The 22,157-nt window shown below is 48.6% G+C and carries 19 protein-coding genes and 1 tRNA gene; 17 read left to right on the top strand and 3 right to left on the bottom strand.

Going from position 1 to position 22,157, the window contains the following annotated elements; translation table 11 throughout:
* The first annotated feature begins 2 nt into the window (after positions 1-2).
* Positions 3-602 carry a dephospho-CoA kinase gene (gene coaE, locus PAEVO_RS18015; RefSeq protein WP_100538781.1) on the top strand — a complete coding sequence of 200 codons (600 nt, stop codon included), beginning with the start codon at positions 3-5 and terminating at the stop codon, positions 600-602.
* A complete protein-coding gene (locus PAEVO_RS18010) occupies positions 599-1,165 on the top strand; it encodes a lytic transglycosylase domain-containing protein (protein ID WP_100539503.1) in 567 nt (188 codons plus the stop codon). Before coaE ends, PAEVO_RS18010 begins: the two co-directional genes overlap by 4 nt.
* A 68-nt stretch (positions 1,166-1,233) precedes the next feature.
* Here the strand turns inward: PAEVO_RS18010 and PAEVO_RS18005 are convergent, their stop codons facing one another.
* Positions 1,234-1,461 (bottom strand): alpha/beta-type small acid-soluble spore protein, encoded by a 228-nt coding sequence (locus PAEVO_RS18005; protein WP_053492022.1) that lies wholly within the window; start codon positions 1,459-1,461, stop codon positions 1,234-1,236.
* A 148-nt stretch (positions 1,462-1,609) separates the two neighbouring features.
* On the opposite strand from PAEVO_RS18005, the gene nrdR reads away from it, so the two are divergent.
* Together nrdR and PAEVO_RS17995 are read left to right on the top strand one after the other, a co-directional pair.
* Positions 1,610-2,083 carry a transcriptional regulator NrdR gene (gene nrdR, locus PAEVO_RS18000; RefSeq protein ID WP_071218088.1) on the top strand — a complete coding sequence of 158 codons (474 nt, stop codon included), beginning with the start codon at positions 1,610-1,612 and terminating at the stop codon, positions 2,081-2,083.
* A gap of 176 nt (positions 2,084-2,259) precedes the next feature.
* Positions 2,260-2,332, top strand: a tRNA-Ala gene (locus PAEVO_RS17995).
* 300 nt (positions 2,333-2,632) lie between these two features.
* Here the strand turns inward: PAEVO_RS17995 and PAEVO_RS17990 are convergent.
* Complete coding sequence (locus PAEVO_RS17990) at positions 2,633-3,484, bottom strand: aldo/keto reductase (RefSeq protein ID WP_100538780.1); 852 nt, start codon at positions 3,482-3,484, stop codon at positions 2,633-2,635.
* A 174-nt stretch (positions 3,485-3,658) separates the two neighbouring features.
* On the opposite strand from PAEVO_RS17990, the gene PAEVO_RS17985 reads away from it, so the two are divergent.
* The gene (locus tag PAEVO_RS17985; protein WP_100538779.1) at positions 3,659-4,108 is read left to right on the top strand and encodes a MerR family transcriptional regulator; all 450 of its coding nucleotides are present in this window, start codon (positions 3,659-3,661) and stop codon (positions 4,106-4,108) included.
* Between the two features lie 538 nt (positions 4,109-4,646).
* Positions 4,647-5,588 (top strand): alpha/beta hydrolase, encoded by a 942-nt coding sequence (locus tag PAEVO_RS17980; RefSeq protein WP_100538778.1) that lies wholly within the window; start codon positions 4,647-4,649, stop codon positions 5,586-5,588.
* 516 nt (positions 5,589-6,104) lie between these two features.
* Here PAEVO_RS17980 and PAEVO_RS17975 read toward each other — a convergent pair.
* Positions 6,105-6,416, bottom strand: coding sequence for a YbjQ family protein (locus PAEVO_RS17975; protein ID WP_076323519.1), 312 nt, complete (start codon positions 6,414-6,416; stop codon positions 6,105-6,107).
* 642 nt (positions 6,417-7,058) lie between these two features.
* Here PAEVO_RS17975 and PAEVO_RS17970 point away from each other — a divergent pair.
* From PAEVO_RS17970 to PAEVO_RS17920, 11 genes are all read left to right on the top strand, one after another.
* A complete protein-coding gene (locus PAEVO_RS17970) occupies positions 7,059-8,210 on the top strand; it encodes a GntR family transcriptional regulator (RefSeq protein WP_100538777.1) in 1,152 nt (383 codons plus the stop codon).
* 40 nt (positions 8,211-8,250) lie between these two features.
* A complete protein-coding gene (locus PAEVO_RS17965) occupies positions 8,251-9,069 on the top strand; it encodes an MBL fold metallo-hydrolase (protein WP_100538776.1) in 819 nt (272 codons plus the stop codon).
* Between the two features lie 41 nt (positions 9,070-9,110).
* Complete coding sequence (locus PAEVO_RS17960) at positions 9,111-10,217, top strand: extracellular solute-binding protein (RefSeq protein ID WP_165789683.1); 1,107 nt, start codon at positions 9,111-9,113, stop codon at positions 10,215-10,217.
* Between the two features lie 87 nt (positions 10,218-10,304).
* On the top strand, positions 10,305-11,333 hold the full coding sequence (locus PAEVO_RS17955) for an ABC transporter ATP-binding protein (protein ID WP_100538774.1): 1,029 nt from the start codon (positions 10,305-10,307) through the stop codon (positions 11,331-11,333).
* Complete coding sequence (locus tag PAEVO_RS17950; RefSeq protein ID WP_100538773.1) at positions 11,330-13,039, top strand: ABC transporter permease; 1,710 nt, start codon at positions 11,330-11,332, stop codon at positions 13,037-13,039. The genes PAEVO_RS17955 and PAEVO_RS17950 overlap by 4 nt, the downstream gene beginning before the upstream one ends.
* A 263-nt stretch (positions 13,040-13,302) precedes the next feature.
* Positions 13,303-15,066, top strand: coding sequence for a sensor histidine kinase (locus PAEVO_RS17945; RefSeq protein ID WP_100538772.1), 1,764 nt, complete (start codon positions 13,303-13,305; stop codon positions 15,064-15,066).
* Positions 15,067-15,082: 16 nt separating this feature from the next.
* The gene (locus PAEVO_RS17940) at positions 15,083-16,702 is read left to right on the top strand and encodes a helix-turn-helix domain-containing protein (RefSeq protein ID WP_100538771.1); all 1,620 of its coding nucleotides are present in this window, start codon (positions 15,083-15,085) and stop codon (positions 16,700-16,702) included.
* A 108-nt stretch (positions 16,703-16,810) separates the two neighbouring features.
* On the top strand, positions 16,811-18,337 hold the full coding sequence (locus PAEVO_RS17935; RefSeq protein ID WP_100539502.1) for an ABC transporter substrate-binding protein: 1,527 nt from the start codon (positions 16,811-16,813) through the stop codon (positions 18,335-18,337).
* An 84-nt stretch (positions 18,338-18,421) separates the two neighbouring features.
* Complete coding sequence (locus tag PAEVO_RS17930) at positions 18,422-19,345, top strand: ABC transporter permease (protein ID WP_009593292.1); 924 nt, start codon at positions 18,422-18,424, stop codon at positions 19,343-19,345.
* 25 nt (positions 19,346-19,370) lie between these two features.
* Entirely contained in the window at positions 19,371-20,261 is an 891-nt protein-coding gene (locus tag PAEVO_RS17925; RefSeq protein ID WP_100538770.1) for a carbohydrate ABC transporter permease, read from the top strand.
* 47 nt (positions 20,262-20,308) lie between these two features.
* Positions 20,309-21,823 carry a glycoside hydrolase family 43 protein gene (locus PAEVO_RS17920; protein WP_207797512.1) on the top strand — a complete coding sequence of 505 codons (1,515 nt, stop codon included), beginning with the start codon at positions 20,309-20,311 and terminating at the stop codon, positions 21,821-21,823.
* Positions 21,824-22,157: the final 334 nt, after the last annotated feature.

Below are 22,157 nucleotides of genomic sequence, written 5' to 3'. Positions count from 1 at the left end.
TCATGAATATCGGTTTAACCGGAGGAATTGCAACAGGCAAGAGCACCGTGTCCTCTATGTTGACCAAGAAGGGAGCACTTCTCGTCGATGCGGATCTTATCGCCCGGGAAGTCATGCTCCCGGGTCATCCGGTGCTGGGTAAAGTGACCGAACATTTTGGACAAGCGATCCTGTTTGAGGACGGTACGTTGAATCGAAAAAAACTCGGGGAAATGATCTTCCATCATCCCGAGCAGAGAACGGTGTTGAATGAGATCACGCACCCGGCGATCCGGCAGGAAATCCGGGAACGGACGGAAGCATATGAGCGGCAGTATCCCGACCGGCTCGTGGTAGCGGATATTCCGCTGCTGCTTGAGGCAAGGGAGCAGTATTCTTATCTTGACCAGATTGCTGTCGTTTATGTGCCGCGAGAGCTGCAGCTTGAGCGCCTGATGGTGCGCGATGATCTTAACCGGGAAGCGGCAGAAGCGCGTTTAAACAGCCAGATGGATATCGAGGAGAAGAAGCGTCTGGCGGATATCCTCATCGATAACAGCGGAACATTGGCCGAAACACAGCAGCAGGTGGACAACCTGTGGGGCAGGTTGGTTCGGTTATGAAGTGGCTCCGTAAAAAAAGAGTGCTGCTCCTGCTGTTTGTTTCTTTTGTAGCGCTGCTGTTTCTGAGCTCGAACTGGATGACCTTGCTGTATCCGATTCATTATAAGGATGAAATTCGGAAGCATGCCGCTTATTATGAGGTTGATCCATTCCTGGTGGCTTCCATCATACGAGTAGAAACGAACTTCAAGCCGGGCAAGGAGTCCAAGAAAGGCGCGCTGGGCATTATGCAGCTGATGCCGGATACGGCGAACTGGGCGATGGAAATGGCCAAGCTGCCGTCGGTGAACCTGCTGAGCGTGAAGAATGAAGTGGATGCGAATATCCAGCTCGGCACCTGGTATATTCAGAACCTGCACAAGGAAATGGACGGCAATCCGATTGCCGCCATCGCTGCCTATAATGCAGGCCCCGGGAACGTCAAGAATTGGATCAACAAGGGCATGTGGGATGGAACCTACGAGAATGTGAAGAGTATTCCCATCGGGGAAACCCGTCACTATGTACAGCGCGTGATTTATTATTATAATCAATATACGGATGTGTATAAGGACGGCTTTTAACGAAAAAAGAGCGCTGGACAGGCTCTTACATCGAGCCGTCCAACACTCCTTTTTTAAGGAAGAATCAATTATTGACCGGAGAATTGACCAGCCAATTGTTGCTCGGCCAGGGTTACAAGACGCTTTGTGATGTATCCCCCGATCGAACCGTTCTCGTAGGAAGTCATGTTACCTTGGTATCCGTCTTGTGGAATGGAGATACCAAGTTCTTGAGCTACCTCGTACTTCAATTGCTCAAGAGCAGCGTTTGCGCGAGGAACAACCAGGTTGTTGGAGTTGTTGTTGCTTTGTGCCATGTTAAGTTCACCTCCTTGGGTTGGTAAAAGTATTATGTCTCGGGTTTCGCATTTTCATAACATAAAAGAAAAAAGTTTTGCTGGTAAATTTTTCTTAAGCGCCATTAAGGCTAAAATACGCTGAAACGAAGGAAGTGAAGTTGACTTTATGAAATGTCCATATTGCAGTTATGCCGGGACGAAAGTGCTTGATTCCAGGCCTGCCAACGAGAATAAATCCATCCGCCGCCGCAGGGAATGCGAGCAGTGCAGCAAGAGATTCACAACCTTTGAGATGGTGGAGGAAACGCCGCTGATCGTCGTGAAGAAGGACGGAAGCCGCGAAGAATTCAGCCGGGAGAAGGTACTCCGCGGTTTGATACGTGCATGCGAGAAGCGTCCGGTATCGGTGGACCAGCTGGATATGATCGTATCGGATGTTGAGAAGGCACTGCGAAATACCGCAGCAGCAGAGGTGGAGAGCCGCCAGATCGGGGAGCTTCTGATGGAACGGTTATATCCAGTCGACGAAGTGGCTTACGTCCGGTTTGCATCCGTGTACCGGCAGTTCAAGGATATCAATATGTTTATGAAGGAACTGAAAAGCCTGCTGTCCAAGGATACGGACGGTCAGGAGCTGTAAGAGCGCCGGGGTTCCGCGTGATCCAGGTGCTCTTCCGGTGCTCCCATGGCGCCCATCCTCATTATCGATAAGTGACATGATATAGAGAAGTAAAAGGGATACAGCACGTCATCAAAAAATGTGAAAAACATGTTGACATGCCTGCTGATTTTTTATATGATATAGAAGTCGCTTACGGGGCCTTAGCTCAGCTGGGAGAGCGCATCGCTGGCAGCGATGAGGTCAGGGGTTCGATCCCCCTAGGCTCCATATGAAGAAAACCCTTGATGGTACATCAAGGGTTTTTTTGTTTTTTAATGACTTGTTAATTCTTTTCAGAAAAGGTCTTGGGGGCGAATTGGGGACGAAATTGAATACAATGATGGGTAATCAATTTAAATCATGAAAACAAGCAGCGTGGGGGTTCCCGGCGCTGCTTGTTTTATTTTCGCGACCCGATCCTATCCAGGACAAACAATTTGCAATTCAAGTAAAGAAAGGACAGGGGCGCACTGTCCTTTCTTTATAGATGAGGATGAACGCGTGATGAGTTTACGGTTCGATCAAGGTTTACAGATCGACTTTCCAGTTGCCCATCATCTTGGCGACTTCCGGATCGCGGTACGATAAGAAAAGACTTTTCCGCGTATCGAGGGTGGAAATTTGTTCGATATCGTCCGCGTTCAACGCAAAGTCGAAAATGTTGAAGTTTTCGACGATCCGCTCTTTTCTCACTGATTTTGGAATGACAACGACTTCACGTTGAACAAGCCAGCGCAGCACGACCTGAGCGACGGACTTGTTGTATTTTTCCGCGATCGAGGTCAGCACTTCGTTGCCAAACATGTTGTTGCGTCCTTCAGCGAGCGGCCCCCACGATTGGTGCTGCACTCCCTGCTCTTTCATAAAAGCGGTGTTCTCGATTTGCTGGTAGAAGGGGTGCGTTTCGACCTGGTTGACGGCGGGCACGATTTTGTTATTCACGATGAGGTCCATAAGTCGATCGGGCAGGAAGTTGCTGACACCGATCGCTTTGATTTTGCTTTCGCGGTACAGGTCTTCCATCGCACGCCAAGCGCCGTAGTAATCGCCAAACGGCTGGTGAATAAGGTACAGATCGAGATAGTCGAGCTGCAGCTTCCTCAAGGATTTGGCAAACGCCAGCTTGGCACTCTCGTAGCCGGCATCCTGAACCCAGAGCTTGGTCGTGATGAACAGCTCTTCACGCGGTACGCCGCTGCGCTTGATCGCGCGTCCGACCGCTTCCTCATTCAGATAACCCGCGGCGGTGTCGATCAGGCGGTAACCGGCCATCAGCGCTTCATATACTGCATTCTCGCATTCTTCAGCATCGGGAATTTGGTAGACTCCGAAGCCGATGATCGGCATTTTCACTCCGTTGTTCAATGTTACAGTTTGCATTGTAATTCCTCCCATGGTTCAAATGTAAAACGGCAAACGGCCGCGAATCCCGTGAATCGGGCACCTCAGCGGGGCTTCCGCTTTCGGTCGATTTGCATTACAATAAGCCTACTGCCTTCGTGTTACACGAAGTCAAGCCGTCTTCAAAAATTTATTTTCCAAGGAGGATTACACATGCATACGGTCAAAGAAGCCGCCCTGATTACGGGACTTACCGAGCACGCCGTGCGCTTTTATACGGATAAAGGCCTGGTGCCAAGCGTACAGCGCAATCAAAACAACATTCGGATGTTCGACGAAGAATCGATCAACTGGCTGCATGGCGTCAAATGCCTCAAGCAATCCGGGATGCCGATTGAAGTCATTAAAACGTACGTCGACCTCTGCCTCGAAGGGGATTCGACCATTCCGCAACGCTACACTCTCATAATGGAGCATAAAGAAGCGGCGCTCGTTAAGCTCGAAGAAGCCAAACAGCACATTGCCCATTTGGAACAAAAAACCGTCCTATATCAGGCCATTTTGGAGCACCGCGCTCCAGACACGACCAATCCCGGCAACTGGGACAAAATTCAGCATATGCATGGTGACGTATTTTACTCGCCTTCGGTTCGGAAGGCGTGAGAGATATTCGTCCGCACATCAACCGCATCGAAGAAAATCTTCGGTTTTAAACTCCTGATTGGCTTGGCAATGAACAAGAGCCGCGTCACGCTAGATTGAACTATCGGGTACGACAGTATTATGGTTGATGATACGCATCCCCGTGCTGTCTGTAACGGCAAGTATTAGGACCTCCTTTTGCGGAGGGCCCCTTTTTCCTCAATTTGTTCAATTCACATCTGCCAATACTACCCAAATCATTGATTAAGTTACAAATATGTGCGTAATTACATTTCCGGGTTCTTTGCAAATACAATGGGAATATTAGATTTCTAAATTAATTTGAAGGAAGTGTGTTACATGAATCTTTTTTAGCTATCTAAATCTAAATGTGATTTTAAAATTGAAACGCCTATTCACCTTCCGTGAATACCTGGTAATATGGATGTTGACACTTATTTTATGGTAAAGTAAGACAAATCTCGGGAACAAATGTTATATTCACAAATATTTCAAAATTTAATTTAACAAATCCAAAGAAGAGACAGGAGTTTTTAAAATGACAAATAAAGTCGTACTCGAAACAGCTGCTAAACAATTTGCGGAGGCGACAGCCAACCCTCCCTATTTGTTTGATCATGGCCCGGTGAAAGGCCGCGAAGTCGTCGATCAAGTCCAATCCGGCTCTGTGAATAAATTGCCGGTTGAAATAGAAGAATTGACCATTAACGGCGGCCCTAAGGGTAGTGTGTCTCTTACCATTGTCCGCCCGCAAAATGCACCGAGCGTGCTTCCGGTTATTCTGTACACACACGGAGCCGGCTGGGTATTCGGTAACGCACATACGCATGATCGACTGATCCGCGAATTGGCCGTTGGCTCCCAATCTGCAGTTGTGTTCACAAATTACAGTTTATCTCCCGAGAATCGCTATCCGGTAGCGATCGAAGAAGTGTACGCGGCACTCGACTGGGTGGCAGAGAACGGGAGCAAATACGGATTTGATACCAACCGTATTGTAGTAGCCGGTGATAGCGTCGGAGGCAACATGAGCGCAGCCATTACGCTGATGGCCAAAGATCGAAAAGGGCCGAAGATTCACAAACAATTGTTGTTCTACCCGGTAACGGACGCTTCATTCGGCAACGATTCCTACATACAATTCGCCGAAGGTTACTTTTTGCGTCGCGACGCGATGCAATGGTTCTGGGATCAATACACAACGGATCCGGAGCAAAGAAAAGAAATTTACGCATCTCCTCTGCAAGCGACAACTGAGCAATTGGCTGGGCTTCCTGAAGCTCTGGTAATTACAGGCGAAGCCGATGTATTGCGGGACGAGGGTGAAGCGTATGCCAATAAACTGCGGGAAGCCGGAGTTAGAGTAACGGCTGTTCGCTTCCAAGGCATCATCCATGACTTCGTGATGTTAAACGATTTGGCCGATACCGCGGCTGCTCGGGGAGCACTTCTACTAGCTAACGCTTGGATTCAGGTATAATCAACCCGGTTCAAGCACCTTTAGTAGATCCGAAGGTATCATCATTTTCGGATTTCAACTTATCTATATATTCTTTTCCTACTAAGAGTGAAAGACTTAAAGTTTCTCTTGCCCCAAAGTGGAAGACGGCACCTTTGGAGACATGCACGGAACTCCAGGTACCGTCTTCTTTTTTTTCAGATTCGACCGTAAAATTCGAAAGGAAGGAGCGGAGGATGTAAGTACTGATACTGTAATGAGGGTGACTGGGAAGGCGCCTGTCTCCTTCCAACAATTTGCACAGAGACACGCAGAAATCTGGATGCGGTAATTGGAATGGAATCAACAAAAATGAATATCAACAATACGTTGATAAATACGTTTCAAAATTAAAGGTCTAAAAAAATCCCATCAATTATGAATGATGGGATTTTTTTATTTATAAGAGATTTGAGATACCAAAGACGGCAAAGTATATAAGTTCTTGTCATAACTTAACGACAAGAACTTATATACGGAAAATTGACACTGTACCGGCTATACCACCACTGCGGTTCCGCTGACGGCCACCATCAGCATTCCCTCACGAATAACTTCATAGTCGATGTCCACTGCTATAATGGCGTTTGCCCCCAGGCGCACGGCTCGATCTTCCATCTCGACAAACGCTGCATCCCTTGCTTCCTGCAGCTTGTTTTCGTAAGCCCCTGAGCGCCCGCCGACAATATCGGTAATGGAGGCCAGAAAGTCCCTCACTACATTAGCACCCATAATGACTTCGCCGGTCACAATACCGATATACCTTTGAACAGGGTAACCTTCAATGGTGGATGTCGTTGTAATAATCATGCGTTCTTCCTTCTTTCAAATAGATTTTTATAGCGAATACATGTAAAAATAACTTCCGAAAAAATGGCCCTTGCCAATCGTGAAACCAGGTTGGTACACCGCCCCCAGGATGTTGATCGCCTTGGTGGAGAAGGTTGCCTGATGACAATGATTGCATGACTAGAAGAATACGACCCATTTTTCCAGCGTGTGTGTCTTCCTTTTATTACGCCGACAGAGGAGGATTGGTTGCACGAGTGGACGTAATAAGCGGGTACGGATGGTTGTCAGGCGCCAGCCGGACAGCTGACGGAGACGCTCACAGGCGTTCACGATCCATATTGTTTTGACCGACTCAACCGATTCCACCTATAAATATATCGGAAACTTTGACCGGGCAGAATTTACCCGGCAATAAAAAGCAAAGCGTCCCACAAGCCTTTACTTCAAGGCTTGCGGTGCGCTTTTTTGAAGCAAACATATGAAGCGAATGAATGAATCACTGATATATAATTTATGATTCAGGACCGCTGCATTGAGATTTAACATAGAATTTACAAGGCTTTTACAAATATATCATTGAATATGTCAGTGACATTCATTAAGTTTAAATCAGATCCCTTGCGGATTACGAGTCGACTCAACGATTAGAGGGATAATTTGATGAAAGATGTACGTTTGATTAAACAGAATCAATTATATCACCGGGTGGCGGATCAGGTAATCGAGATTATTCAAAGTCGTAGGCTGCGGCCGCATGATCCTGTTCCATCCGAAGGAGAGCTTGCCAAGCTGTTCGGCGTGAGTCGAATGACAAGCAAGCTGGCGCTTCAAAAACTGGCAGAGCAGGGACTGGTATACCGCCTGCCCCGAAGAGGGACCTTCCTTGCCCAGCCGATAGAAGGTTTGATGGCCGATGGAGGAACTTCTCCCCAAGTCACCGAGGCGGCGCCGAACGTGGACAGGCTGGTTGGACAGATCGCACTCATTATGCCCCATCTATCCGATTACACTTCCAGAATCATCGCCGCAGCCGAGGCTGAAGTGCGAAAGCACGGGTGCGACCTCATTTTAAAAATGACGAAGGACTGCGACGATGAGGATCTTTGTCTGGAAAGGCTGGCCGAAGGAGGGATCACCGGTATCATTCTGTTTCCTCAGGGGCGGAAGACCTGCAGCGATCAGGTGCTGCGACTAAAGCTGCGCAAACTGCCGCTGGTGATCATCGATCGTATTTTCCATGAAGTGGAGATTGATTGCGTGTATCACGACCACTATACGGGCTCTTATCAAATGACGAAGTATTTGATCGAGAAGGGGCACCGGGAAGTCGGATACACTTCGAATCCGATCGACAATATCACAAGCCGGAAGGAACGGTATCAAGGCTATATCCAAGCGCTGCTCGACCATAAAATTCCGGTGAAGATCCAGAACATTCATTTTCGAAGCGTCGCTTGCGATACCAGCCGCATTAATGAGTGCGATCCGGAACAGGAGCAGTTTATTCTCGACAACCCCCGGATGACGGCCATCATGTGCGGGGATGACCATGTCGCCATCTCGACCATTCACACCGCACTGCAAATGGGGATTCCGGTTCCTGAAAAGCTGTCCATCGTCGGGTTCTCCGATATTCAGTTAGCGGCATATATTCCGACACCGCTTACGACGGTTCGACAAGATACCGAGAAGCTTGCCCGATCGGCCGTTGATTTGCTGATGAAGCGCGTGGGCAACTCCAACGAAAATCCCATCACCATTAAAATTCAAACATCGATTGTAGAACGACAATCCGTTCAATCCAGGACGTAAAAATGGATCACTACAGTTTGCATGGCAAGGAGACATGACTTTGAAAATTCACTTTCTAGGAACTGCAGCCGCAGAAGGCTTTCCCAATGCCTTTTGCCGCTGCGAGCATTGCAACAAAGCGCGGGAGCTTGGGGGAAAAAATATCCGTACGCGAACTTCCGCCATCCTGGACGATGTCATCAAGTTTGACTATTCCCCGGATTCCTATATGCAGGCGCTGCGGGACAATATCGATCTGGGAGCAATCGAGCACCTGTTGGTGACGCATTCGCATATGGACCATTACAATGCTGCTGATCTGGAATCCCGCAGGGAAGGAATTGCGCACGGCCTTCAGCATCCGATGCACATTTACGGGAATGGTACGGTGATGCATCACACGCGTGCCGCCATCGGCCGATTTGAAGGACAAAGGTATCAATTCCATCTGTTGCGCCCGTTTGAGACCTTCGCTATGGGCGATGCAACGGTAACGCCATTGTTGGCGGATCATGACCGCATGGAAACCTGTCTGTTATACGTGATCGAAAGGGAAGGAAAAAAACTGCTGTACGGGCACGATTCGGGCTGGTTCCCGGATGCGACATGGGCATGGTTAAAGGGCAAAAATCTGGATTGCGCCATCCTCGACTGCACGCATGGATATACGGGGAACTCCCGCGACCGCAATCATATGTGCGTCGAGACGGTGCTGGAAGTCCAGCGCGAGTTCCAAAAAGAAAATATCCTGAAGCCTGAAGGCCAAATCGTCGTCACACATTTTAGCCATAATTCCAAGCTGCTTCATGAGGATTTTGTCCGCATCTTCAGCCCCTTCGGAATTTTGCCGGCATATGACGGATTGATCATCAACATTTAAACCAAATAAAATGACACGATCAAAGGAGAGTTAAGGGAATCATGAGAAAACTTTCAATGGCGCTACTTCTCATTATGTGTGTGATTGTATCGGCTTGCGGAGGCGGCAACAATGCCGGCAATGCAAACTCGGGCACTTCGGAGTCCGGGGCTCCGGCCGGGTCGGAATCGTCGTCTACGGAACCGGTCCAGAATGAAAAGTTGATCGTGTATACGAATGCGAACTCTGACGGCCGCGGCGAATGGCTGATTGAGAAAGCGAAAGGTGCGGGCTTTGCCATCGAAATTGTCGGAGCGGGCGGCGCCGACTTAACGAACCGGTTGATTGCCGAGAAGAACAACCCGATCGCGGACGTCGTATACGGCTTGAACAATATGCTTTATGAGAATTTGAAAAAGGAAGACGTTCTGGCTAAGTTTGTTCCAAGCTGGGCCGGAGATGTGGAGCAGGGCTTGAACGATCCGGAAGGCTACTATCATGGCCTTGTGAAGCAAGCGATTCTGCTTGGGTATAACCCGAACGAATTCACGGCCGATACCGCGCCAAAGGACTGGACCGACCTTTATAAGAACGATGCGTACAAAGGGAAGTACGAAGCTCCTACGCTGCTTGGACAAAATACGCCTCGTCTTATTGTAGCGGGCATTCTGACCCGTTTCCAAGATCCGAATGGTGATCTTGGTATATCCGAGGAAGGCTGGAATGAAATTCAGCAGTTGTATGACAACGGCGTCAGCGCAGTCGAGGGCGAAGACTTCTATGCCAATTTGGCCAGCGGCAAAACGCCGCTAGGGGCGCTCGTTTCCGGAACCCTGCAGCAGAAGGAAGAGCAATATAAAGTGAAGGCAGGCATTGTCAGTCCCGAAGTCGGCGTACCGATGGTCGTGGAACATGCAGCGCTCGTGAACGGAACGAAGAAACAGGCAACGGCGGAGCGGTTCGTAGAATGGCTCGGATCCAGCGAAATTCAAGGAGAATTTGCGGCTGAGTTCAATGCCATGCCGGCAAATACGAAAGCGGTCGAGCAAGCCAATGATTCCGTCAAGGAGCTGTTTACTTCGTTAAAACCACAAGATTTCGATTGGGCCTTTATTGCCGAAAACATGGATCTGTGGGCGGAGAAAATCGAGTTGGAGATTATGCACTAAATAACGGAATGGAGTCAAGCCGGCTGCATATTGGGAACGCCAATATGCAGCCGTTCATTCAAGTCCAACAAAAAGGAAGATAATAATATGATTACATTCCAGAACGTTGACATTAAATTCGGAGAATTTCATGCGGTCAAAAACCTTAATTTGCATATTCGGGAAGGGGAATTCTTCACGTTCCTCGGTCCCTCGGGTTGCGGGAAGACGACGACCCTCCGCAGTCTGGTCGGGTTTATTATGCCTACGAGCGGACAGATCCTGCTGAAAGACACCGACATTACCCGTTTGCCGATCGAAAAAAGAGAGATCGGGATGGTATTTCAAAGCTATGCGCTGTTTCCGACGATGAATGTGTACGAGAATATCGCTTTTGGCTTGCGTGTCAAGAAGTCTTCGAAGGCGGAAGTGGACCAGAAGGTAAAGGACATTGCCCGGAAGGTTGATCTGAAAGATGATCAGCTGTTCAAGAAAGTATCGGAACTATCCGGCGGCCAGCAGCAGCGCGTTGCGATTGCCAGGGCGCTGGTTTTGAAGCCGAGCATCTTGGTACTGGACGAGCCTTTATCCAACTTGGACGCCAAGCTGCGGGTACAGCTGCGCAATGAGCTGAAACAATTGCAGAAGAAATTCGGGATCACAACGATTTATGTCACGCACGACCAGGAAGAAGCGTTAACGCTGTCCGACCGGATTGGCGTATTCAATCATGGGGTCCTGGAGCAAGTGGGCACGCCCATGGAAGTTTACAATCAATCTCAAACCGAGTTTGTATGCAATTTCATAGGAGATATTAATCGGATCGATCCACGGATGGTAGAGAACAGCCGGTTAAAGGATATTGTTCAGCCAGGGAATATCGCCTATATCCGCAATGAGAAGGTAAGCCTGCAACCCCTGCAGGGGATCGATACGGTCCAACTGAAAGGCAAGATTGCGGACCGGGAATTTTACGGTTTATACAGCAAGTACGTATTGGAGATTGCCGGCGGCGGACGGTTAAAAATCATCGAAATAGAAAGCCCGCTCGTCCATCATGAGGTCGGTGACGATGTGGACATCTACCTCCTGGCCCGCGATATTTTGCAATATCCGATGAAGGAGGGGGAAGCATGAAAGCCCGGAACCTGAGCACCCGGCTGGCTTCCATAAACCCTTTCTCGATCCTTTTATACGGGTTGATTGTCTGGTTTGTCATTGCCTTCCTGATTTATCCGAACTTGAATATTTACGGCGAAATATTCTTTAAGGACGGCAAATTTACGCTGGAAGCGGCAGAGAAGCTGCTGTCGTCCGAACGCGCGATGAGAAGTTTATACAACAGCTTTATTCTCGCTTTTTCGCTTGTCATTACGGTAAATGTGGTGGGCATTACGCTGGTTTTGATTTCGGAATATTTCGATATCAAAGGCGCGAAGATTTTGCGGTTGGGTTACTTTACGACCCTGATTTACAGCGGAGTCGTGCTGGTGTCCGGCTATAAATTCGTCTATGGCGAAGAGGGGTTTATGACCAAGCTCTTAGTTCAATTGTTCCCTTCCTTTGATACGACATGGTTTCATGGCTATTGGGCGGTTCTATTCGTCATGACGTTCGCCTGCACGTCCAATCACTTTCTGTTCCTGAGCAATGCGATTCGCAAAATCGACTTCCAAACGGTGGAAGCCGCGAGAAATATGGGGGCGTCTACGGGGTATATCCTATGGCGGGTCGTACTTCCGGTCCTGAAGCCTACGATCTACGCGCTGACGATCCTGACTTTTCTCACCGGCCTGGCTGCGACGTCCGCGCCGCTTATCCTGGGGGGCAAGGAATTCCAGACGATTACGCCGATGATTCTGACATTCTCGAGAAGCATGACGTCAAGAGACTTGGCTGCGCTGCTGGCTCTTATTCTCGGAGTGGCCACACTGGTGTTGTTGACCGTGATGATCCGGTTCGAACGTAAGGGCAACTTCATGTCGGTCTCCAAAGTCAAATCGGAGCTGGTCAAACAAAAAATCCGCAGCAAATCCGGTAACATAGCTGCTCATATTCTGGCTTACGGCCTGTTTGTTCTTTACATCGTTCCGGTTGTGCTGATCATCATCTTTTCGTTCACCGATGCGGCCAGTATCTCGACCGCCACGTTGAATTTGAACAGCTTCACGTTGGATAATTATATTCAAGTGTTTTCATCCATGTCGGCATTCAAGCCTTATCTCGTAAGTATTCTATATGCCGCGGGAGCCTCGGTCATTGTCGTCGCATTGGCGCTGGCCGCGTCAAGGATCTTACATAAATATAAGAACAAGTGGGCGCTTGCCCTGGAATACGCATTGCTGATTCCGTGGATTCTGCCGTCAACGCTGATTGCAATCGGACTGATCGTAACCTTTAACACGCCAAAGCTGATGATCGGGAATACGGTGCTGGTTGGCACGGTCTGGATGCTTCTGATTGCTTATGTCATCGTCCATATTCCTTTCACCCTGCGAATGGTCAAGGCCTCCTTCTTCAGCTTGGACAGCAATCTGGAAGACGCTGCAAGGAATTTGGGTGCCAAACCGTTCTATACGTTCAGAAAAGTATTGCTGCCGATCATTCTACCGTCGACGCTTGCTGTTCTTGCCTTGAATTTCAACGGAATTTTGGCCGATTATGACGTTACCGTGTTCCTCTATCATCCTTTGTACCAGCCGTTAGGAATCGTCATCAAGAACAGTACGGATGCGCAGGCGCTAGCAGATACCAAAGCGTTGACATTGGTGTATTCGGTGATACTGATGATCATGTCCTCCGTTACTTTATATTTCGTTTATGGAAGAAACAGCAGATCTTGAGGGCAATGACTTTACTTGCACATAGAATCGCGGTCATCGGGACTGAGCGATCCGTCGTGAATCACTTTTGGGATGATTCCTGTAGTAAACAGGAGTCATCTTTTTTATTTCAATAGGTATCTGTATAGCTTTAAAGTCAGCAAGGCATGCATCACCTATAAAGACGAATCCAAGTTTACCCTTTATACTATAATCATTCCTGAGCTATGATAACGGAAACATTCTTCTTTTGCGAAACCGCTTACTATTGGGGAGGCCTGACGATGAATATCAAGCCAAGGTACCGAGGCCTTAGACAATTAACGTGGCAATCGATCCGGGTCAGGATGATTGGAGGATTACTGCTGGTCGTCATGCCATTGATCGGATTTCTGTTGTATTCCAACATTTACGCCATTGATGTAGTCCGTAATCAGGTAGCAAGTTCCAACAAGGATTTGCTGGTACTCTACAGGGATCAAATTGATGCAAAACTGAAAGAGGCTGACGATTATCTCATTGAATTGATGATAGGAACGGATTTGAATGAATTGGATTATGCTTTGAATCCGGAAGAACGATTTTTCGCTTCCCAGCGCGTTGCTGCCAATCTCTCCAGCTCGATTTCACGATATAGCGTCCTAGACGGTCTGTACGTATACGAGCCTTCCAGCGACAATTATTATTATTCGTTCCAGACCCGCTCGACGTACGAGGACCGGCAGTATATTAGGTCGCATGTATACGAGACTTTGAAGGCTGGCGCATCCCCTTTGGAATTAAATCGAAAGAAATGGTACGTCCAGAATCATAACGGCCAAACCTACCTTATCCGTCTATGGAAGATGAAAAACGGTACGACAGTAGGCGCTTGGTTGAATGCTCGTTCCTTTCAAACCCCGCTTGAGCTGCTAAGCGTTGGGAATAAAGGAGCCGCCCTCCTGATCGATGACGGAGGAAAAGCGATGGTCAATCAAACCTTCATCCGCGATAGCGGCGTCGAGGTGCAGCTCAATCCGCAGTCCTATTATTTAACGGGAACCTCCAGCCGTTATTTGACGGTCGGGGAACACTCGCGGTTGGGCGAGTTCAGCTTGTATGCTTTTATTCCGGAAGAGACGATATTGCAGCACCTGCCCACCTTAAAAACCATTTCTACCCTATTGCCTTTCGGGTCCGTGGTTATTCTGATCATCGGATTGATTTTGCTTCGAAAGTGGCTGCTGGTTCCCATAAACCGACTGCTCAGAGCGATGAATCGGATCCAACAAGGCCATGTCGACACGCAAATCCGGGAGTATCCAACCTCCATCGAGTTTCGAGTCATGAACGATACGTTCAATAGCATGGTCGGACAAATCAAAAGCCTCCGGATCAACATTTATGAAGAGCAATTGAACAAGCAAAAAGCGGAGCTTCAGCATTTGCAATTGCAGATCAAACCGCATTTTTACATCAATGCTCTGAATATGATACATACGTTGGCCCGCAGAAACGATGTGAGGCGGATTGAGGACATGTCGCTTTATATGGTCCGTTATTTTCGCTACATGTTTCAAAGCAATTTGACGTTCGTTTCGTTAAAGGATGAAATCCAGCATATTCGCAATTATCTGAACATTCAGGAGCTGAGGTTTCCGAGCCAAATTGTCCATGAAATTGAGGTGCCGGACTTTCTCCTGCGGACTCCTGTTCCCCCGCTTGTCATTCAGACGCTCGTGGAGAATGCGATGAAGCACGCCATATCACTCGATGAGCCGGTTCGGGTTCAAGTCCGGGTGGAAATGGATGAGTCTCCGGAACGAGGACTCATCATTCAGATTCAAGATACAGGTCCCGGTTTTAAAGAGGGAATGATTGATAAAATCGCTGCCGATGAACGGATCATCGACGAGGAGGGAGAGCACATCGGCTTCTGGAACTTGAAGCAAAGGCTGCGCCTTCTCTACGGAAATCGGGCAAAGGTGGAGCTGCGAAACGTTCAACCGCACGGAGCCATGGTTGAACTGAGGCTTCCCTTCTCGCCGGATGGGGGCACGACAGTATAGAAAGGGGCATTCCAAGATGCTAAACATGATGATCGTTGACGATGAGAAGCTGTTAACCGACTCGCTAAAGTCGGATGTGGATTGGCAAAGCTTAGGAATCGAAGCCGTTTTTACCGCTTATAATGCCCGCCAAGCCAAGGAAGTGTTTGAACAGGAACGGGTTGATCTTATTTTGTGCGATATCGAGATGCCTCAAGAAAGCGGGCTGGAGCTGCTTGCATGGGTCAGGAATAACTACCCGCAAACGGAGACCGTGTTTATGACATGCCATGCCGAGTTCAAACTGGCGCAGCGAGCGCTCCAGCTGGGCAGCTTCGATTATTTGCTCAAACCGATTCCGGGCGATGAGCTCCAGCAAGTGATCGGCAAAGTCGTGGAAAAAATCATGAAAGATCAAGAGGTGCAGCAATATAGCCGGATCGGCCAGTTCTGGGCGCGTCATCAACCGCTGCTAGCGGAACGGTTATGGCTTGACGTGATCAACCATACGATCCCTTCACATCCCGAACACATTCAAAGGGCGGCGGAAGAGCGAAATATTCCCTTCGACCGGCGTATGAGACTCCTTCCCATCCTGATCTCCGTGCAGCGCTATCACAAAACGTTTTCTCCCCGCGACGAGAAGATCATCGAATACGCGTTGATGAACAGCGGCGAAGAAATACTGCATGTTCACGGAAACGGGCTGCTGTTCGGATTAACTGAAGGTAATCTTCTCGCGCTAATTCCTTTTGAACGGGAAGCGGAATCGCTTAAAGAGACGCTGCGGAATCGCAGCGAGGAATTCATAGCATCGTGCACGGCATGGTTTTATTGCGACGTATCGATCTATATTGGGAATGCGGTGTTCGGCCATGAAGTGAGAGAAATGGTCGGCCAGTTGGTGCGATGGGACAAAGGCAATGTGACGTTTACGAATAAGGTCTTCGTTTGGGGGAGCAAGCAGCCTATCCATGACGCCATTAAGATCCCGGACATGAATGCATGGTCGATCATGCTGAAAGAGGGACAAGGTGATCAGGTTGTGATCGAGGCCGAGGTTGTTTTGAAAAGCTGGATCGGGACCGAAGGGCCCGGGGCAGAGACGCTTCAACGCTTTCATCACAACTTTCTCCAGATGGTATTTTACGTATTGAAGCTTAAAGGAATCGAGGCCCATCTCCTCTTCGAAGACGAAGCGTCCGAACGATTATACCAACGGGCCGTCCGTTCGGTATCGGACATGATCCTCTGGGTGAGGCATACCGTCAACACAGCGATGGAATCGATGGGGACTCTGCAGCGAACGGACTCCATCATCGATAAAGTGGAACAGTTTATTCAGGAACGGATCGAATCGGAAGAGCTGTCCCGAGAAACGGTGGCGAACCATGTTTTTCTCAATCCTGATTATCTGGACCGTTTGTTCAAGAAAGAGGCCGGGGCATCCGTCACCGAATACATCATGAGGAGGCGTCTGGATCTGGCAAAAGATTTGCTCCTGAAAACCAATTTGCCGATCGGCGCTATCGCTTCGCAAACCGGCTATTCGAATTTCGCCCACTTCTCTCGGAGATTCAAAAAGCAGTTCGGCATGAGCCCTGCCGATTACCGCAAGCAAGCTGCCAACGGCTCGATCAAGGAAAAGTCGATTTGATGCAAATTCCATGTCGAAATCGGAGTAGTTGTTGGACATGGTGGCCCGTACAATGAAAGCAGGCTCGGAATGATCCGAATCCATAAAAAAACAGTACGGGGGATGGATATGAAGAAAAAGTGGGGATGGTTTAGTCTGTTGCTGGCTTTGATGGTCATGATATCGGCCTGCGGGGGGAACGATTCGAAAGGAAATTCCGCAGCAGGCTCAAAAGATGACGGCGAGACTTCCTCGGGTGCATCCGATGCTCCTTATGAAGTGATCTATGCATACCCGACATTTGACAGCGTACCGGCCGACATCCAGCTCGTTCAGGATGAAATCAACAAGATTGCCAAAGAAAAAATCAATGTGACGGTAAAGCTGCTGCCCATCAGTAACAGCGCATTCGCCAATCAAGTGAATCTGATGATGTCCAGCGGCGAGAAGCTGGATATGATTGCGATGCTCGGAAACTACAGTACTCAAGTGGCCAAGGGCGTACTTTATCCGATCGGAAATATCATGGAGAAAAACGCCCAGGGAATTATCGACGTCCTCGGCACCGACTATTACAATGCAACCAAAGTGGGAGGCGTAAGTTACGGGGTACCAAGCATAAGGGACTTAGCACAGGATTATGGCTTTGTCATGCGAAAGGATTTGGTGGATAAACATAACATCGATCTGGATCAAGTTCAGACCTTCGATGACTTCGAGAACATTTTCAAGATCATTAAAGAGAACGAACCGGGCATGGCCGGAGCGGCCAACTTGTCGAATGGTTCGATTATGAGCACCTATGCTATACATGACCCGCTCGGCAATAGTCTAGGGGTCTTGCTGAACAACGGTCTTGACGATTTGAAAGTCGTTAACTTGTTCGCTTCAGAAGAATATGAGCACATTCTACGGAAGCTTCGGGAGTGGTATCTCGCCGGATATTTAATGAAAGATGCCGCGACCAGCCCTGAGTCTACAAACGTGTTGGTGAGTAATGGAAAGGCAGCGGGTTGGATGTCCGCGATGAAACCCGGATTCGAAGTCCAGGAAAGCCGGAACGTCGGCATGGAAATGACCGCCGTTCGTACCTTGCAGCCTGTCGCCAAGACGGATACGGTCACGAACGTTGCCGTCGGTGTCACCTCCAATTCGGAAAACCCTGAGAAAGCACTGCAGTTCATGAACCTGCTATATACTGATAAAGAGATTGCGAATTTGATGGTTTGGGGCATCGAGGGCAAGCACTATGTCAAAGTCGAAGGCCATGACAATATGATCCGATATCCTGACGGCGTCACAAGCGATAACGTTGGATACAAAAACTATGGCTGGATGCACGGGAATCAGTTTCTAACCTATGTGTTCGAGGGAGACGACCTTGGTATTTATGAACAGATGGACGAATTTAATAAATCGGCGGCAAAATCGAAAGCACTCGGATTTTCATTCGATTCTGAACCCGTAAAGAATGAAGTAGCCGCATGCAATAGTGTGCTTGAGCAATACCGGAGAGCATTGGAAAGCGGAATCCTGGATGTTGATAAGACGCTGCCTGAATTCCTCAATAAGCTTGAAAATGCTGGCATCAATAAAATTATCGAGGAAAAACAAAAACAGCTTGACGAGTGGGCTAGCGAAAACGGAGTACAATAAGCGACGGGGCGATCCGATCGGCAGTCGATGCCGATTGGATCATCACTTTCGTGCGGTAATTTATTAAAGAAGGGTTGTGCACCTATGACCAGAAGGAGCGGGCTGAAACGGTTCAGGAAATACACGCCTCTATATCTCCTTATGCTCCCGGGAATCGCTTATCTCATTATCAACAATTATGCTCCTATGTTCGGCATGTTTATTGCTTTTAAAAATATTAATTTCTCGGCCGGAATTTTTGAAAGCGACTGGATCGGCTTTAAAAACTTTGAATATTTGTTCAAAACGACAGACGCCTTTATCATCACGCGGAATACGATTTTATATAATGCCGCCTTCATCGTGATTGGCACCGTGCTTTCCATTGCCGTCGCCATCTTGCTGAACGAGATAAGAGTCAAGGTGCTGTCGCGTTTCTACCAGAGCGTCATTGTGCTGCCGCATCTTATTTCTTTTGTTGTGGTCGGTTACTTGGTATATGCGGCTCTTAGTTTAGAGACGGGTTTCATGAACAAGACCATACTTCCCCTATTCGGAATCGAGAGCATCTCGTGGTATACCGAACCGAAATATTGGCCGGTGATCTTGACGGTGGTCCAACTTTGGAAGAGTGTCGGTTTCTCCTGTATTATCTTCCTGGCTTCCATTATCAGCATCGATCCCGAGTATTATGAGGCGGCAAGATTGGACGGGGCCTCGAAATGGAGGCAAATTCAGTCAATTACGATTCCGTTGATTACGCCGGTGATCGTCATGCTTACGCTTCTGAGCATCGGCCGCATGTTCTATTCCGATTTTGGATTATTTTATCAGGTGCCGATGAATTCAGGCATGCTCAACGATACAACGAACGTTATCGACACGTACGTGTACCGAAGTTTGATGATCATGGGGGATATCGGCATGGCTTCGGCAGCGGGCGTCTACCAATCCATTGTCGGGTTCGTACTTGTTCTGAGTGCCAACTATATCGTGCGTAAATTCAATAGGGAGAACGCGTTGTTCTAGACCGAGAATAGAGGTGCAATACAATATGGCTTATGAAAGCAAATTGTTGCAGTGGTCCGCCCATGTGATCCTAGGATTGTTTGCGGCGGCATGTTTGATTCCATTTGCTTTGCTGATCGTATCTTCGCTGAGCAGCGAAGCAAGCATTATCCAGAACGGATACTCCTTTTTTCCAACGGAGTTAAGTTTGGATGCCTACCATTATTTGTGGACGCATGTCGGGGAGCTTGGAAGGGCCTATGGAATCACGGTTCTCATCACGGTCATCGGTACGGCAGTCAGTTTGGCGATCAGTTCCATGCTGGCTTATCCGTTGTCCCGCCACGACATGCCTTTAAAGAACTTTTGGACGTTCTTCGTATTCTTTACGATGTTGTTCAACGGCGGGCTGGTTCCAACTTATATGGTCTATACGCAGCTCTTCGACATCAAGAACACGCTGTTCGGGCTGCTCATACCGGGACTGCTCATGAACGGTTTTAACGTTCTTCTGGTGCGGACCTTCTTCATAACTTCCATTCCTTCAGCCTTGCTCGAAGCGGCCAGCATCGACGGGGCAAGTGAAATTAAAACATTTTACCGGATCGTTCTTCCGCTGTCGCTTCCTATCATGGCAACCATCGGCCTGTTTCAAGCCATCGCATACTGGAACGACTGGTTTAATGGACTGATCTATTTAACGGACACGAGATTGTTTGGCATCCAAACGATTCTGAATAAAATGATGACAGATATCCAGTTTCTGACGAGCAACAGTAACCTTGCCAGCACGGGTGCAGGGCAAGCCATCATGGAATTACCAAGCACGACCGTACGTATGGCGATTGCCGCTATAGGGGTATTGCCGATTCTGATCGCGTATCCGTTCTTTCAGAAGTACTTCGTTAAAGGGATTACGATCGGAGCGGTGAAGTAAACCATTGCGACGATTCAATGAACGAATAAGGAGAAACCATTGTGGAAATGACATACCAAAATCCTGTGATTAGCGGCTTTCACCCCGATCCCAGTATCTGCAGGGTCGGCGGCGATTATTATCTTGTAACGAGTTCCTTTGGATATTTTCCGGGAGTTCCTCTTTTTCACAGCAAGGATCTTGTGCATTGGACGCAGATCGGCCATTGCTTGACAAGGAAGGAGCAATTGGATCTTCGAAATGCAGGCACCTCGACGGGGATATACGCTCCAACCATCCGTTTTCATCAAGGCATGTTCTACATGTCCACGACCAATGTTTCTGTGGGAGGGAATTTCTATGTGTCCTCGGAGGATCCTTGCGGGGCTTGGTCCGATCCGGTATTCGTTGACCATCCCGGGATTGACCCCGATTTGTTTTTTGACGAGGATGGAACGGTTTATTATACAACATCGTGGAACCAGGGGATCTATCAAAGCCGGATTGATATAGAAACTGGACAGAAGCTCTCCGAGGTCCGTTTATTATGGAACGGAACTGGCGGGCAATATCCGGAGGCCCCGCACTTGTATCGGGTCGGGGCGTGGTATTACCTGCTTATTTCCGAAGGAGGAACAGAATACGGACACATGGTGACCGTGGCCAGAGGCAAGCGGCCCGACGGTCCGTTCGAGAGCTGTCCGCACAACCCGATCCTGACTCATCGGAGTCTGTTAAAGCCGATTCAAGCTACAGGCCATGCGGATCTGGTTCAAGCCCCCGACGGCAGCTGGTGGGCGGTCTTCCTCGGCATACGGCCCGTCGGTTATCCTCAGCGCCATCATCTTGGCAGAGAAACGTTTCTCGCCCCTGTATCCTGGACAGGGGACGGATGGCCTGTTATTGGAGAGAACGGCGTCGTTCATGAGACGATGCCATCAGGGAACCTCCGATTGAAACCCGTATCGAGCCCTCCTGTAAGAGATGATTTTATAGACTCGGAGCTCGCGCCATATTGGAATTTTCTTCGGTCACCACATCCGGATCATGGGTCCCTGACCGAGAAGGAGAGCTGCCTGACATTGAACGGTTCAGCAGCAACATTAAACGACGACGCACCGGCCTTCCTCGGAAGAAGACAGCAGCATTTTAACATGAAGGCTTCAGCGCATTTGACTTTCGTGCCGCAGCGGGACGGCGAGGAAGCTGGATTAACCGTGTTCATGAACGAGCGGTTCCATTACGAGATGGCTGTGACGCGAATCGATGGTCGCCGAAAGATGATCTTTCGCAGAAGGATCGGAAGCTTATGGAAAGTCGAAAACGAGGCGCCTTGGTCTTCGGATTCGGTTGTGCTCACCATTCAAGCCGACAAAGAGAAGTATGCGTTCGGATTTGCCGACTGTGGCCAGGAGCCTTGTTGGTTCGGTGAAGGCGAATGTGCCATGTTGGCTACGGAAGTTGCCGGCGGGTTTACGGGCGTGCTCATCGCCATGTATGCCACAGGCAACGGCGTTCGTTCCGTTTCGCCGGCACATTTTGATTGGTTTGATTACCAAGTCCTTGAGGATGGGGCATCATAAGAAGACGTATTTAAGGGGCATCAAAATATCATATTGTCGAACAGATCTGCTGGCTTATTCGAAGAGAAAAACCAACCCACATGAAGAGATCCCAGAAGTTGGACATTATATGAAGCTTGTTCATTCAGAATCTTATCTGCTAAATTTTGTTTTATTAAGAGCATCTGGCATATAGGCGGGGCGACATTCTCCCAGTGCTCATCCTCTGTGGCCTCCATATGCGTCAATAAACTTTTATGAGTATCCTGTACGAAATGATACCCGCGTACACATGGACAGATCGAATATCCGGTTAGACATGAAAGGCAATGGACTCCAGCATATCCTGGAATCC

Source organism: Paenibacillus sp. GM2FR, from assembly GCF_002803325.1.
Taxonomy (GTDB): Bacteria; Bacillota; Bacilli; order Paenibacillales; family Paenibacillaceae; genus Paenibacillus_AQ; species Paenibacillus_AQ lautus.
The sequence above is the reverse complement of the archived record's forward strand: the minus strand, read 5'-3'. Positions and strand labels throughout refer to the sequence as shown.